The organism is Acidovorax sp. 56, from assembly GCF_002749705.1.
Classification (GTDB): domain Bacteria; phylum Pseudomonadota; class Gammaproteobacteria; order Burkholderiales; family Burkholderiaceae_C; genus Acidovorax.
In genome coordinates this window covers 4,947,407-4,960,835 of record NZ_PEEV01000001.1, presented here as the reverse complement: position 1 = coordinate 4,960,835, position 13,429 = coordinate 4,947,407, and the positions used below count along the sequence as shown (strand labels likewise).

The window sequence follows — 13,429 nt, the reverse complement described above, 5'->3', positions numbered from 1 at the left end:
TGTGTCTACCAGCGCTGCACCGTTTTTCTTACGCTGAAGGCCCTCATCCAGCCATCGAGAGAACCCCATGCAGCCACCCCAAAGACGCGCCGATTTCAGCGCATCGTCACCCTCTTGCATCCTGCCGCTGCGCGCTGGGCAACACCAGCTGACTTGTCTGCCACCCGGCGCCACCTTGCAGGTGCTGCAAGGATCGGTAGAAGTCGCTACGGGGCCCCTGGTATACGGCCAAGTGCTGTCTACCCGGCGGCAAGTTCTGCAAGCAGGTGAGATGCTGCCATCCAACGCGGTGGACATGCCCACCTGGGTGCACCTGCGCAACGCAGGCACCACTCCTGCAAGGGTGCTGTGGACAGAGCCCCCTGCAACCCCAGGCGTGGCCGCATGGCTGCAACAGGTTGGGCAGCGCATTCAACACTGGGGCAACGCACGGCCCCGGCGCACCGCTGGATCAAGCCTGGGCAGAACGCAGGCGTAGCGAAAAGTCGCGCAGCGCGGCGATGCCGCTTTCCTCTGCACGGCGGCACCAGGCCTGCAAATCAGCCGTGAGCTGCTCGCGCGACTGGGTGGTGTTAAGCCACAGCTGGCGCAGCTCCTCCCGCATGGTGACCATCTTGTCGAGCGCCGGGTAGGCTGCGCGCACCTGGGCCAGTTGCGGCAAGGCCAGGGCGGGCACCTTCTCGGCATCACGGTGCAGCCAGCGCTTGGCGGCCTTGAGCACCGACACATCCCCATGGCGCGCCTTGAGCGCGACCATTTCCTCCTTGCAGGCCTGGCGCACGCCACGCGCATAGCCAGCCATCACTTCGTAGCGGTTGGCAATCAAGGCTTCCAGCGTCTTCTCATCGGCCACGGGTTTGATGGCGCCCAGCTGCAGCTTGGGTGGCACCTTCTTCACGGTGGCCCAACCCACCTTTTGCATGAGGCTGATGTACAGCCAGCCAATGTCGAACTCGAACGGCTTGACCGAGAACTTGGCCGCCGTGGGGTAGGTGTGGTGGTTGTTGTGCAGCTCTTCCCCGCCAATCAGGATGCCCCAGGGCGAGAGGTTGGTGCTGGCGTCTTGCGCCTCAAAGTTGCGGTAGCCCCAGAAGTGCCCCACACCATTGACGACACCTGCCGCCCAGAACGGAATCCAGACCATCTGCACCGCCCACACCGCAGCACCTGCAGCACCAAACAAGGCCAGGTTCAGAATCAGCATGAGGCCCACGCCCTGCCAGCCAAAGCGGCTGTACACGTTGCGCTCCACCCAGTCGTTGGGTGTGCCGTGGCCAAACTTCTGCAGGGTCTCGGGGTTATTGGCCTCAGCGCGGTACAGCTCGGCACCGCGCCACATCACGGTGTCCAGCCCCCGCGTCTGCGGGCTGTGCGGGTCGTCCGGCGTTTCGCACTTGGCGTGGTGCTTGCGGTGGATGGCCACCCATTCCTTGGTCTGCATGCCCGTGCCCACCCACAGCCAGAAGCGGAAAAAGTGCGAGGGGATAGCATGCAGGTCCAGCGCCCGATGGGCCTGAGCACGGTGCAAGAAGATGGTCACCGCCGCAATCGTGATGTGGGTGGTGAGCAAGGTGTAGAGCACGATTTGCCACCAGGCCAAGTCCCACAGGCCGTGGCCCAGCCAGTCGATGGCGGCGTTCAGTACAGCCCAGTCGGGTAACAACATATCTTTTCCAGCCTTTTCACACGCAGACGCGGCCCCGCCGACAGGCGAAGGGCCGATTTCATTTTAGAACCGCGTTACTTTTTGTGGTTCAGGGTTCACCACAGGTTGACGCCCGGGCCGCGCAAAGCGGGCAGCCCGAGGTGGCGCCAAGCTCAGTCTTTGCGCGTCCACACAGCGGCAAAGAACCCGTCGGTCTGGTGGCGGTGGGGCCACAGGCGCAGATAGGCGCTGCCCGTTTCGCCACCGCTGCACAGGCTGGCAGCCTGCGCCACCTTGAGCTGGGCCAGGGTTTCACCCACATCCAGCGGGATGAAATCGGGGTGCGCCGCGCTGAAGGCCTCGGCAATGGCTTCGTTCTCTTGCGGCAGGATGCTGCAGGTGGCGTACACCAAGCGGCCACCGGGCTTGAGCAGGCGGGCGGCGCTGTCCAGGATGGCGGTTTGCTTTGCCACCAACTCTTGCACGGCCTTGGCAGACTGGCGCCACTTGAGGTCAGGGTTGCGGCGCAAGGTGCCCAGGCCCGAGCAGGGAGCATCCACCAGCACCCGGTCGATCTTGCCGGCCAGGCGCTTCACGCGCTCGTCACGCTCGTGCGCGATGGCTGCGGGGTGGACGTTGGACAGGCCACTGCGGGCCATGCGGGGCTTGAGGGCATCAAGCCGGTGGGCCGACACATCAAACGCGTACAACCGGCCGGTACTGCGCATGGTGGCGCCAATCGCCAGGGTCTTGCCACCGGCACCGGCGCAGAAGTCCACCACCATCTCGCCACGCTTGGCGTCCAGCAGCAGCGCCAGCAGCTGCGAGCCTTCGTCCTGCACCTCAATGGCACCCCGGGTGAAGGCGTCCAGCTTGGTCAACGCGGGCTTGCCCTCGATGCGCAAGCCCCAGGGGGAGTAAGGTGTTGCTACAGATTTAATAGCTGCTTGCGCAAGTTCCTTCTGCAAATCGGCCCGTTTTTCTTTCAAAACGTTGACGCGCAAGTCCAGCGGCGCGTTCTGGGCCATGCTTTCGGCCAGGGGCCAAAAATCGTTGCCCAACTGGTCTTTGAGGGGCTGCACCAGCCACTCAGGCAGGTTGTGGCGGTGGCGCTCCATCAGGTCGTCAGGGCTGACGGTGTCGCACTGCTCCAGCCAGTTCTTTTCCTGGTCGGTGAGCGCGCTTTTCAGAAAATCGCGCGGGCCGTGAAAGCCCAGGATGGCCAGCCGGCGCTCTTTGGAACCCGAGCCCGAGGGGGCCAGGTGGTCGAACAAGAGCTTTTTGCGCAGCACGTTGTAAACCGTTTCGGCCAGCGTGGCGCGCTCGCGCGGGCCCAGCCCGCGGTTGTCACGAAAGTAGCGGGACACCACGGCGTCAGCCGGGTGTTCAAAAGTGAGGGTGAGCCGAACCAATTCGGCACAGGCGTCGAGAAGGACTTTGGGATGCATCCCCCGATTGTCCCACTATGGGCGTGGCTTGCCCCTGCGCAATGACCTCTGCGGGCAAGCTGCACAGCGCCGCCCGCGCCCTCAGCGCGAAAACACCGGGTCAAACGCCGAGCGCTTGATCTCCTTGAGCGTGGGTGACTCGCCCGCCCACAGCACCAGCAAGGGGCCGGGCAAGCTCAGGGTGCGCTCCAGCCAGCGGCACAGGTCGTAGCGGTCTTCGTCGTCCATGCCGGGCAGCTCCACAAACAGCAGATAGGCCCGGCGCTGTGGGTGCTCGCGCAGGTTCTTGCGCACCAGCCAGGCGCAGGCCACGGGCGCGCAGCGGGCCAGTTCGGCCTGGAATTCGCCCAGCTCGAACTCGCTGAGATCGTTGCGGGCAATGTGGCTGAAGTACGAGGCGTTGCTCAACTCCTCCCAGGCACGTTCTTCAGACTCCTGGGCACGCTCCAGTCGCTTGCGCCACTGCTTGAAGGCGGCGGCGTCATGGTCGTAGCCGATGCGGGGGGTTTCCAGCTCGGCCAACGCCGTGCGGGCAGCCCACCAGCGGTCGTTACTGCCCGCGTCCCACAGGCGATGCAGGCAGGCCAGCTTGGCGGCGCGGTCGCCATCGGGCAGGCACTGGGCCAGGCCACGCAGGGCGCCGGGGTGCTCGGCGCTGCGCTCCAGTGCCAGTTCGTACAAGGGGCGCACTTCGGCGCGAGGGTCCAGGTGCTTGCGCAGGCGGGCCAGCTCCACCAAATCGGCGGCGCTGGCCTGGGCCATACCGGCCTGCAAGGCCTCGGCCCTGGCGCGCACGCGCTGCAACCAGGCGTGGTGCTGCTTCCAGTCCGATGCGTTGGCGGCGCACCATTGTTTGTCGAAGTGGGCAATCCAGCGCTTGGCTTCGTCCTTGCCCAGCAGGGCCAGGGCGCTGCCGCGCGACCAGTCGGGCAAGGTGCCCGCCACGTCCAGGGCCTCCAGTCGGTCGCGCAAGCCTGGGTGGGTGTCGTCCAGGTTGCTGATGCGCTTGAGCGCCTGGCGCAGCGCATCGTTGGCGAAGGCCGCCTCGGGCGCGTCGGCCATCAGGCGGCGCAGCCCACGGAAAGGCCCCACGGGCAGCGGGTTGGCCGCAGCGGTGCACCAGTGGTCGCGCCAAAACTCGGTCTGCAGCCAATGGCCCCGGATTTCCACCTCGATCAGCGCAGCCGCCATGGTCTCGCGGCCCGACAGGCGCCCGGCCACGTTGTCGGCTTCGTATTCATCCTGGCGCGCCAGGGCAAAGGTTTTGGCGGCAAAGCGCGGGAAGTACCAGCGCAAGAAGGCCTGTGTGGCCGCTCCGGCCAGGCCCTCGTCGTCACCCAGGCTTTTGTTGAGCTGCATCCATGACCAGCGGGTGCGGTAAATCCAGGCGCCAAACTGGCCGTGGTCGCCACGCAGGTGGCCATATTCGTGGCCCAGCACCGCCAAAAAGCGGGTGCGGTCCAGCGCCATCAGCAGAGGCAGCCCGATGACCAGGTAGTTGACCCCACCGCCAAACAGGCCGTAGCGCGGTATCTGCTGGATGCTGGCGTTGAAGTCGTCGCTCAGCAGCACATGGTGGATGGGTGGGCCCTTGATCTTGCGGCGGATGCGCTCCAGCGCATCGAACAGCTCCGGCGCATCGGTGGCCGTGATTTCCTCACCCTCGGGCGGGGTGATGCGCAGCCACAGCGCACGCAGGCTGAACCACAACAGGCTGCCCGCCGCCAGCAGCAGCAACACCAGCCCCAGGCGAAAGCGTCCAAACAACAGTTGCTGAACCACCCAGGCCACCAAGACCAAGGCCAGGGCAAAGCAGCCCAGAACCCAGGCGTAGCCCAAGGCGGCAAAAGCGGCTACGCTGCGCCGGTAAGCGCCGCTGTTTTCAGCGCTGTCTTGCTCGCTGGTGCGCACCAGGTGCACAAAGTCTGCCCATTCCACAGGTCAACCCCTCCCATTTTGTTTTTTGGATGTACCGTGCGGCGCGGCCATGACGGCCCAGCAGCCCGGTACAACCCGCCATAGTAACCATGAACGAAAAACTCCCTGCACTCACCCCCACGCCCGTCGGCCTGTACCGCCACTACAAGGGCCTGATGTACGAGGTGGTGGGCACCGCCCGCCACAGCGAGACGCTAGAGCCCATGACGGTGTACCGCGCGCTGTATGGGGAACACGGGCTGTGGGTGCGCCCGGCCGCCATGTTTGCCGAGCAGGTGGAGATTGACGGGGTGCTGCGCCAGCGGTTTGAGAAATGCCAAGACCCGGCCAAGGGCGAAGAGGTTGCGGACTAGATTGCTATTAAATATATAGCTGCTAGCGCTTATCCAATAAGCGCTAGCAGCTATTTTTACTTCAAACCACGCCAAAACACAGGCGACCAGCGCAGCCCCTGCCCTACCCGCCGGGGGCCGCACCGGGTGAACGCGGCAGCAGCACCTCGGCCAGCAAGCCGCCCTCTGGCGCATTGCTCAAGCGCAGTTGCCCGCCGTGGCGGCGTGCAATGTCTTGCGCAATGGTGAGGCCCAGCCCCACCCCGCCGCTGTCGCGGTTGCGTGAGGCCTCGACCCGGTAAAACGGAGCCATCACGCGGGCCAGCTCGGCCTCGGGCAGGCCGGGGCCATGGTCGCGCACGGTGATGCGCAGTTGCTCGGGTCCGTCATGCAATGCCAACTCCGCAGCGCCACCGTAGCGCACGGCATTGCCCACCAGGTTGTCCAGACACCGGCGCAGCGCACCGGCCTGCACGGGCAAAGGGGCGGCATGGCCCTGCACCGTCACGTCGTGGCCCATGTCCTGGTGGTCATCGGCCAGGCTGTGCACCAGCGCCGCCACATCCACCAGCGCCACGGGCTCGGCATGGGCCACGCCGCGCAGGTAGTCGAGCGTGGCGGTGATCATGGCGTCCATCTCGGCAATATCGCGGCCAAAGCGCTGCTGGTCTTGCGGGTCGGCCAGGTTTTCGGCGCGCAGGCGCAGGCGGGTGAGCGGCGTGCGCAGGTCGTGCGATACGGCAGCCACAAAGCCGTCGCGGTCGGCCAGTTGCTGGCGCAGGCGCTCTTGCATCTGGTTGAAGACGCGGCTGGCGTCGCGGCACTCGGCAGGCCCGTCTTCGGGCAGCGGGGGGCGGTCCAGGTTGCGGCCCAGCTCTTGCGCGGCGCTGGCCAGGCGGTGGATGGGCTGGGCCAGCCAGCGGGCGGCCCACCAGGCCGCAGCGATCAGCACGGCCAGGCGCACACAAATATCCAGCAGCAATCCCAATTGCAGCGACAAGGGTGCATCGAGCACCTGCCTCAAGCTGGGGGGGCCGGGGCGCGGGCCTGGCCCGCCACGGCCGCTCGGCTCAGCGGCTGGGGGCATTGGCGGGGCGGGCGCAGGCACCGCCCCTGCCGCTGCCGGGGCACTGCGGTCAGCCCAGGCACGCGGTGGGCCTTCACCCCCTGGCCCACCGTGGTGCGGCGGCGCGGGCCGCAACTCCCACATCAAAGACAGCGCCAGCACATGGCTGGCCAACACGGCCACGATGAGCAGAACCGCCAGGCGCCCAAACAGCGTGGAGGGCAACCACCAGGCCACCGCAGAGCGCGCCCACGCGCGGCCGCCGGGCAGTGTCAGCGCAGCCATCCCACCTGCCCTTGCAGGGTGTGCACATGAAAGAGGTAGCCCGCGCCCCGCACGGTGCGGATCATGGAGGGCGAGCGCGGGTCGTCCGCCAGCTTGGTGCGCAGGCGCGAGACCAGCAGATCGATGCTGCGCTCAAACGCATCCATGGCGCGGCCCCGGGCCTGCTCCATGAGCTGGTCGCGGCTGAAGATGCGCCGTGGCATGCGCAAGAAGGTGCACAGCAGGCGGAATTCGGCGTTGGACAGCGGCACCACCACGCCCTGCGGCGAGCGCAGGTGGCGCTCCACGCAGTGCAACTCCCAGCCGTCAAAGCGCACTACTTCGTCGGGCCCTTGGCTGGCCAGCTGGCCCTCGTGGGCCAGCCGGCGCATCACGGTCTGGATGCGGGCCACCAGCTCGCGCGGCTCAAACGGCTTGGCCATGTAGTCGTCAGCCCCCATCTCCAGGCCCAGCACGCGGTCGTAGGGGTCTGCCCGGGCAGTGAGCATGATGATGGGCACGCGTGAGCGCTGGCGCAGCTCGCGCGCCAGGGTGATGCCGTCGGTGCCGGGCAGCATCACGTCCAGCACCACCAGATCGACCGAGTGGGCGGCCAGCTGCGCCCGCATGGCCGCTGCATCGCCCGCCGCCAGCGTGGTGTAGCCAAAGCGGGCCAGGTACTCGGTCAGCAGGGTGGTGATCTCGACATCGTCGTCCACCACCAAAATGGTTTGCATGGGCAGGGGCAGGGCTAAAAGACCCGCCAAGTTTAGGCACCCCCCAGCCACGGGCTTGCGCAGAACTGGCGGGGTTTTACCCCCCAATTCAGCGCATGAAACCGCGCTTTGTATCGACCTTGGTACAAACCGGACAAACACCATTGACACGCCCCACCAACAATGGATTCAGGCTGTATCGACCTGCCAGCGCCCTCACCGGCCACCACAGGTTCTGCGGCCCCGAGGACCTTCTGCGCTGCCCCACGGGGTGTGGGCAGAGGGAGAGGGCCCAGAAGGCAACGATGAATCGATCCCCCGCGCGTGTTGGCCCCAACGCGCGCCACAGACAGGCCCAGCGTTGCCACCACCCTTGGAACGAAAGGAACGACGATGACGACCATCAGTAGCGTCAGCAGTGCCTGGTCCAGTGCCAGTGCCCAGCGGGCCAGCCGCCCCGGGCCCTCGCCGGAGCGGCTGCTGTCAAAAATAGATGCCGACGGCAGTGGCGGCGTGGACAGCACCGAGCTGCAAGGCTTGCTGGACAAGGTGGCCAAGAAGACCGGCACCACCAGCGACACCAGTGCCGCAGACCTGCTCACCCAGTACGACGCCAACGGCGACGGCAACCTCAATGCCGACGAGCTGGGCAAGACGATGGAAAGCATCATGCCCGCCCGGTCCACCATGGACTTTGCCCAGTCGCGCAACATCGCTGATGGCACCGACAGCACATCGGCAGCCACCGGCGAAGCGGGCGACGACCTGTTTGGCAAGGTGGACAGCGATGGCGACGGTGCCGTGAGCAAGACCGAGCTGCAGGCGTTGCTGGAAGCCATGTCGGGCGGCACCGCCAGCCAGACGGGCGTGAGCAGCGACGATGCCTTTGCCGCGCTGGACACGGACAGCGACGGCAGCCTGACGCAGGCGGAGTTTGATGCCGGGCGGCCCTCGGGCGACGGGGCGCAGGCCAGTGGCATGCCACCTGGCGGTGCTGGTGGCGCCAGTGGCCCGCGCGGAGCTGGTGGCCCGGGAGGCCCAGGTGGAGCGGGTGGCGCAGGCAGCACCAGCGAAACCACCACCTACGACCCGCTGGACACCAACGAAGATGGTGTGGTGTCGCTCACCGAACGCCTGGCCGGGGCCACATCGACGACCGAGCAAGATGCCGTCACGGCCTTGTTCAGCGCGATAGACACCGACGGCGACAAGACCATCAGCGAGAGCGAATCCAAAACCTTCATCGATCAGTTGAGCAGCCAGTTTGCGTCGGCCGCTGCAGCCAGTAGCAGCCTGACCAGCAGCACAAGCAGCAGCAGCGACTCGCAATCCTCGGCCAGCAAGGACAGCAGCCAGCGCGGCGACCTGGCGCGGCTGGCCGACCTGGCCCGGCGCCGCTATGAGCAAGCTGCCAATGACTTTGGCAACCGCAACAGCACCGAGGCCTTGAGCGCCGTGGCCTGAGGCCGTCGCAAGCCACTCCCGCCCAAGTTGACGCCACCGCAGCCCTGACGCAGGGGGCGGTTGGCCCACCCAGGTTCTGGCCGTGCGGTGCGAGTGCCGCCCGTCAGTTGACGAGCCGCGCGCGTCGGAGCCTTCCTATCAAAACAGCCGCTAGCGCACTATCCAAAAGCGCTAGCAGCTATCATTTTAATAGCAAATCAAGCCGCAGACAGCTTCTGCACCAGTGCTCGCACGGCGCGGGGGTAGATCACATGTTCCTGCGTCAGCACCCGGGCCGCCAGCGTCTCGGCGGTGTCGCCCGGCAGCACCGGCACCACCGCCTGGTCCAGGATGGGGCCCACGTCCAGCTCGGCCGTCACCTGGTGCACCGTCACCCCTGCAAACCTGCAGCCTGCATCGATGGCGCGCTGGTGGGTGTGCAAGCCCGTGAAGGCGGGCAACAGCGAAGGATGGATATTGACCAGACGCCCCGCGTAATGCGCGACAAAGCCGGGCGTCAAAATCCGCATAAAGCCCGCCAGCACCACCAGCGCGGGCTGGTGCGTATCGATCACAGCGGCCAGCTCGGCATCAAACGCCTCGCGGCTGGCAAAGCCCTTGTGGTCCAGCACGGCAGTGGCAATGCCCTGCTCGCGGGCAAACACCAAACCCTGGGCGTCGGCCTTGTTGCTCACCACCGCTGCCACGCGCGCACCATAGCGCTGCGCCCACTGTTCTTGTTGTGCGGTTTTGACGATGGCCGCCATGTTGGAGCCACCGCCGGAGATCAAAATCACAATGTTCTTCATTTGCCCCTGATTATCCCTGCCATGCACACACCCACTGCCTACAGCCCCGCCGCCCGCCCCCTCACCCCCAACGAGGCCCGCGTGCTCGCCACCTTGATGGAGAAGGCCCGCACGGTGCCGGACAGCTACCCCATGTCACTCAACGGCCTGGTCACCGGCTGCAACCAAAAATCCAGCCGCGACCCGGTGATGCAACTCACCGACGCCCAGGCGCAAGAGGCACTGGATGCGCTGAAGCTGCTCACACTGGTGTTTGAGACCAGCGGCAACCGCACCACGCGCTGGGAGCACAACTTTCAGCGCGGCGTGGGCGTGCCCGACCAGTCGGCCGCGTTGCTCGGCCTGCTGATGCTGCGCGGCCCCCAGACGGCAGGCGAACTGCGCATCAACGCCGAGCGCTGGCACCGGTTTGCCGACATCTCCTCGGTGGAAGCGTTTTTGGACGAATTGCAAAACCGCAGCGAAGAAAAAGGCGGCCCGCTGGTCGTGCTGCTGCCCCGCGCCCCTGGCGCCCGCGAACCGCGCTGGGCGCACCTGCTGTGCGGGCCGGTGGACACCAGCCAGCAGCCCTACAGCGGCCACCCTATGCCCCCACTGGACACCCCTGCCCCCGCACTGCAAGCCCGCGTGCAGGCTCTGGAAGCGGAAGTGGCAGGCCTGCAGGCCACCGTGCGCCGGCTGTGCGACGAACTTGGCCTGCGCGACTTAGCCCCATAACACCGCCCATGTCGCCACCCGGACAGGAATAAAACGAACGCCCATGCTAAAAACAAAACTTCTCAGGAGACAAGCCGCATGGATCTCGCATTCACCCCCGAAGAACAGGCCTTCCGCGATGAAGTTCGCGCATGGGTTCACGCCAACCTACCCCAGGAAATTTCCCACAAGGTGCACAACGCCCTGCGCCTGACCCGTGCAGACATGCAGGGTTGGGCCAAGATCCTGGGCAAAAAAGGCTGGCTCGGTTTTGGCTGGCCCAAAGAGTTTGGCGGCCCGGGCTGGACGGCCGTGCAAAAACACCTGTTTGAAGAAGAATGTGCGCTGGCCGGTGCGCCCCGCATCATCCCCTTCGGCCCCGTGATGGTGGCCCCGGTGATCATGGCGTTTGGCAATGCCGAGCAGCAAAAGCGCTTTTTGCCCGGCATCGCCAGCGGCGAAGTGTGGTGGAGCCAGGGCTATAGCGAACCTGGCTCGGGCTCGGACCTGGCCAGCGTCAAGACCCGCGCCGAGCGTGTGGGCGACAAATACATCGTCAACGGCCAGAAGACCTGGACCACGCTGGGCCAGCACGGCGACTGGATGTTCAACCTGGTGCGCACCAGCACCGAGGGCAAGCCCCAGACCGGCATCTCCTTCCTGCTGCTGGACATGAAGTCCAAGGGCGTTACCGTGCGCCCCATCAAGCTGCTGGACGGCGAGTGCGAAGTGAACGAAGTGTTCTTCGACAACGTCGAAGTGCCCGCCGAGAACCTGATCGGCGAGGAGAACAAGGGCTGGACCTACGCCAAGCACCTGCTGAGCCACGAGCGCACCAACATCGCCGACGTGAACCGCAGCAAGCGCGAGCTGGAGCGCCTCAAGCGCATCGCCAAGACCGAAGGCGTGTGGGACGACCTGCGCTTCCGCGACCAGATCGCCCTGCTCGAAGTCGACATCGTTGCACTGGAAATGCTGGTGCTGCGCGTACTGTCGGCCGAGAAGTCCGGCAAGAACTCGCTCGACATCGCGGGCCTGCTCAAGATCAAGGGCAGCGAGATCCAGCAGCGCTACGCCGAGCTCATGATGCTGGCCGCAGGCCCCTTTGCCATGCCCTTCATCGAAGAGGCCATGGAAGCCGGCTGGCAGGGCAACTTCCCCGGCGGCGTCACCGCCAACGCGCCGCTGGCATCCACCTACTTCAACCTGCGCAAGACCACCATCTATGGTGGCTCCAACGAAGTGCAGCGCAACATCGTGGCTCAGACCGTCCTCGGCTGATCCCAAGTTCCAGGAGACAAGAACATGGATTTCGATTTTTCTGACGACCAGGAACAACTGCGCGACGCCGTGCGCAAGTGGGTGGACAAGGGCTACACCTTTGAGCGCCGTCGCGCTGCCGTGGCCGCCGGCGGTTTTGACCGCACCGCCTGGAACGAACTGGCCGAGCTGGGCCTCACGGCCCTCACCGTGCCCGAAGCGCACGACGGCATGGGCCAGGGCGCCATCGACGCGATGGTAGTGGCCGAAGAACTGGGCCGTGGCATCGTGCTGGAGCCCATCGCCCAGGCCTTCATCGCCAGCAGCGTGCTGTCGCACTACGCTCCCGCCGACGTGCAAGGAGCCTGGCTGCCCCGCGTGGCCAGTGGCGAAGCCCTGGTGGTGCTGGCCCAACAGGAGCGCAAGGCGCGCTACCGCCTGGATGTTTGTGAAGCAAAAGCAGCAAAAGCGCAATCAGGATATGCGGTAACAGCTATCAAAAGCGTAGTGCCTGCGGGTGACAAGGCGGACGCCTTCATCGTGCCTGCGCAGTTGGACGGAAAGATCGCCCTCTTCCTGGTCGAACGCACTGCGAGCGGCGTGACCACGCAGGGTTACGTCACGCAAGACGGCAGCCGCGCCGCCGAGGTGCACCTGGCCAACGCCCCCGCCACGCTCATCACCACCGACGGCCTGGCTGCGCTGGAACTGGCCGTGGACACCGGCATCGCCGCCGCCTGCGCCGAAGCCGTGGGTGTGATGGACAAGACCGTGGCCATCACCGTCGAATACATGAACCAGCGCAAGCAGTTCGGCGTGTTCATTTCCAGCTTCCAGGCGCTGCGGCACCGCGTGGCCGACATGAAGATGCAGCTGGAGCTGGCCCGCTCGATGAGCTACTACGCCAGCCTAAAGCTCGGCGCCCCTGCGGCCGAACGCCGCGCCGCCATGGCGCGCGCCAAAGTGCAACTGGGCCAGTCGATGCGCTTCGTGGGGCAGCAGTCGGTGCAACTGCACGGCGGGATCGGCGTGACGGATGAGTACATCGGCAGCCACTACTTCAAGAAGCTCACGCAGCTGGAGATGACGTTCGGCGACACGCTGCACCACCTGGGCGAGGTCTCGGCCCGCATGCAGGACACGGCGGGGGTGTTTGCCTGAGTTGCATTTTTGTGGCTTCAATCAAAAAGCCCGCAGGCCCAAAGCCTGCGGGCTTTTTGCATGGGCATTCACAGAGTGATTTCGGTGCCCATGGCGGGAGGAAATGCACGGAAGCCCCTCTCCAAAAAACGCAACGTCAATGGTTGTGGCCATCGTGCCCCTGGTGGGCTTTCAGGTCGTCAACCACGTTCACCGTGACGCCATTGGGCAGCACCATGTCGGCAGGACGTTGTCCAGGCTTGCACTCACCCAGCCAACGCGCAGTGAAGTGCGTCAGCCCCGGGTTGAAGCGCACTGGTTTGGAGTACTTCACTTCAAACTGCCCCTCGTAAGTCTTTTGGAAATCGCCCAGAAGGCGTATTTGGGCCTCTACCCTGTTGTCGTGCACCCAGCAGGTGGTGTTGACTTCCAGGCCATTGCGCGTTTTCTTCACTCGTGTCTGGTGGCAATGCTCTTGCCCCGGAACGATAGACATCAAACTCACCTGGTCGGTCGCCCGATCGGTACATTGCTGCACCTGCTGCTGGCGCATGACCGACTGGGTACCTGAGCGCAAGGTCACCTCCCAAAGCCCGGGCTTTCGCACTGGCAACGCATCGGCATAGGCCCCGGCTGCGCCCATCAGCAATACCAGTGCAAGCCCCAAAGCCC

At 65.6% G+C, this 13,429-nt stretch carries 13 protein-coding genes; 6 read left to right on the top strand and 7 right to left on the bottom strand.

Annotated elements, in window-relative coordinates; translation table 11 throughout:
* Nucleotides 1-67 precede the first annotated feature (67 nt).
* Nucleotides 68-478, top strand: a complete 411-nt coding sequence (locus CLU88_RS22920; RefSeq protein WP_143226069.1) for a hypothetical protein — start codon at nt 68-70, stop codon at nt 476-478.
* Here the strand turns inward: CLU88_RS22920 and CLU88_RS22105 are convergent.
* The 3 genes from CLU88_RS22105 to CLU88_RS22095 all read right to left on the bottom strand — a co-directional run bounded on the left by CLU88_RS22105 (nt 452) and on the right by CLU88_RS22095 (nt 5,031).
* The gene (locus CLU88_RS22105) at nt 452-1,666 is read right to left on the bottom strand and encodes a fatty acid desaturase (RefSeq protein WP_099658448.1); all 1,215 of its coding nucleotides are present in this window, start codon (nt 1,664-1,666) and stop codon (nt 452-454) included. The two genes, CLU88_RS22920 and CLU88_RS22105, sit on opposite strands and share 27 nt — an antisense overlap.
* Before the next feature lie 152 nt (nt 1,667-1,818).
* Nucleotides 1,819-3,093, bottom strand: a complete 1,275-nt coding sequence (locus CLU88_RS22100; RefSeq protein WP_099658447.1) for an RsmB/NOP family class I SAM-dependent RNA methyltransferase — start codon at nt 3,091-3,093, stop codon at nt 1,819-1,821.
* Nucleotides 3,094-3,174: 81 nt separating this feature from the next.
* A complete protein-coding gene (locus tag CLU88_RS22095; protein ID WP_099658446.1) occupies nt 3,175-5,031 on the bottom strand; it encodes a M48 family metallopeptidase in 1,857 nt (618 codons plus the stop codon).
* Between the two features lie 89 nt (nt 5,032-5,120).
* Here CLU88_RS22095 and CLU88_RS22090 point away from each other — a divergent pair, with 89 nt between their 5' ends.
* Complete coding sequence (locus CLU88_RS22090) at nt 5,121-5,384, top strand: DUF1653 domain-containing protein (RefSeq protein ID WP_099658445.1); 264 nt, start codon at nt 5,121-5,123, stop codon at nt 5,382-5,384.
* Between the two features lie 103 nt (nt 5,385-5,487).
* On the opposite strand, the gene CLU88_RS22085 is transcribed toward CLU88_RS22090, so the two are convergent.
* On the bottom strand, nt 5,488-6,714 hold the full coding sequence (locus CLU88_RS22085; protein ID WP_099658444.1) for an ATP-binding protein: 1,227 nt from the start codon (nt 6,712-6,714) through the stop codon (nt 5,488-5,490).
* Nucleotides 6,702-7,430, bottom strand: a complete 729-nt coding sequence (locus tag CLU88_RS22080; RefSeq protein WP_099658443.1) for a response regulator — start codon at nt 7,428-7,430, stop codon at nt 6,702-6,704. The genes CLU88_RS22085 and CLU88_RS22080 overlap by 13 nt, the downstream gene beginning before the upstream one ends.
* A gap of 372 nt (nt 7,431-7,802) precedes the next feature.
* On the opposite strand from CLU88_RS22080, the gene xopAW reads away from it, so the two are divergent.
* Nucleotides 7,803-8,873 carry a XopAW family type III secretion system calcium-binding effector gene (gene xopAW / locus CLU88_RS22075; RefSeq protein WP_099658442.1) on the top strand — a complete coding sequence of 357 codons (1,071 nt, stop codon included), beginning with the start codon at nt 7,803-7,805 and terminating at the stop codon, nt 8,871-8,873.
* Nucleotides 8,874-9,070: 197 nt separating this feature from the next.
* On the opposite strand, the gene purN is transcribed toward xopAW, so the two are convergent.
* Complete coding sequence (purN, locus tag CLU88_RS22070) at nt 9,071-9,661, bottom strand: phosphoribosylglycinamide formyltransferase (RefSeq protein WP_099658441.1); 591 nt, start codon at nt 9,659-9,661, stop codon at nt 9,071-9,073.
* A 21-nt stretch (nt 9,662-9,682) separates the two neighbouring features.
* Here purN and CLU88_RS22065 point away from each other — a divergent pair, with 21 nt between their 5' ends.
* The 3 genes from CLU88_RS22065 (at nt 9,683) to CLU88_RS22055 (ending at nt 12,778) form a co-directional block, all read left to right on the top strand.
* Nucleotides 9,683-10,378, top strand: coding sequence for a YceH family protein (locus CLU88_RS22065; protein WP_099659076.1), 696 nt, complete (start codon nt 9,683-9,685; stop codon nt 10,376-10,378).
* Between the two features lie 78 nt (nt 10,379-10,456).
* Nucleotides 10,457-11,638, top strand: coding sequence for an acyl-CoA dehydrogenase family protein (locus CLU88_RS22060; protein ID WP_099658440.1), 1,182 nt, complete (start codon nt 10,457-10,459; stop codon nt 11,636-11,638).
* Between the two features lie 24 nt (nt 11,639-11,662).
* Nucleotides 11,663-12,778 carry an acyl-CoA dehydrogenase family protein gene (locus tag CLU88_RS22055; RefSeq protein ID WP_099658439.1) on the top strand — a complete coding sequence of 372 codons (1,116 nt, stop codon included), beginning with the start codon at nt 11,663-11,665 and terminating at the stop codon, nt 12,776-12,778.
* A gap of 136 nt (nt 12,779-12,914) precedes the next feature.
* On the opposite strand, the gene CLU88_RS22050 is transcribed toward CLU88_RS22055, so the two are convergent.
* On the bottom strand, nt 12,915-13,400 hold the full coding sequence (locus CLU88_RS22050; protein WP_255410680.1) for a DUF3617 family protein: 486 nt from the start codon (nt 13,398-13,400) through the stop codon (nt 12,915-12,917).
* Nucleotides 13,401-13,429: the final 29 nt, after the last annotated feature.

Excerpts from the sequence above, each read along its gene's own strand:
- CLU88_RS22065 (WP_099659076.1), top strand. The coding sequence starts at position 9,683 with ATGCACACACCCACTGCCTACAGCCCCGCCGCCCGCCCCCTCACCCCC.
- CLU88_RS22105 (WP_099658448.1), bottom strand. The coding sequence starts at position 1,666 with ATGTTGTTACCCGACTGGGCTGTACTGAACGCCGCCATCGACTGGCTG.
- CLU88_RS22085 (WP_099658444.1), bottom strand. The coding sequence starts at position 6,714 with ATGGCTGCGCTGACACTGCCCGGCGGCCGCGCGTGGGCGCGCTCTGCG.
- CLU88_RS22920 (WP_143226069.1), top strand. The coding sequence starts at position 68 with ATGCAGCCACCCCAAAGACGCGCCGATTTCAGCGCATCGTCACCCTCT.
- CLU88_RS22080 (WP_099658443.1), bottom strand. The coding sequence starts at position 7,430 with ATGCAAACCATTTTGGTGGTGGACGACGATGTCGAGATCACCACCCTG.
- CLU88_RS22100 (WP_099658447.1), bottom strand. The coding sequence starts at position 3,093 with ATGCATCCCAAAGTCCTTCTCGACGCCTGTGCCGAATTGGTTCGGCTC.
- xopAW (WP_099658442.1), top strand. The coding sequence starts at position 7,803 with ATGACGACCATCAGTAGCGTCAGCAGTGCCTGGTCCAGTGCCAGTGCC.
- CLU88_RS22050 (WP_255410680.1), bottom strand. The coding sequence starts at position 13,400 with ATGGGCGCAGCCGGGGCCTATGCCGATGCGTTGCCAGTGCGAAAGCCC.
- purN (WP_099658441.1), bottom strand. The coding sequence starts at position 9,661 with ATGAAGAACATTGTGATTTTGATCTCCGGCGGTGGCTCCAACATGGCG.
- CLU88_RS22055 (WP_099658439.1), top strand. The coding sequence starts at position 11,663 with ATGGATTTCGATTTTTCTGACGACCAGGAACAACTGCGCGACGCCGTG.
- CLU88_RS22060 (WP_099658440.1), top strand. The coding sequence starts at position 10,457 with ATGGATCTCGCATTCACCCCCGAAGAACAGGCCTTCCGCGATGAAGTT.
- CLU88_RS22090 (WP_099658445.1), top strand. The coding sequence starts at position 5,121 with ATGAACGAAAAACTCCCTGCACTCACCCCCACGCCCGTCGGCCTGTAC.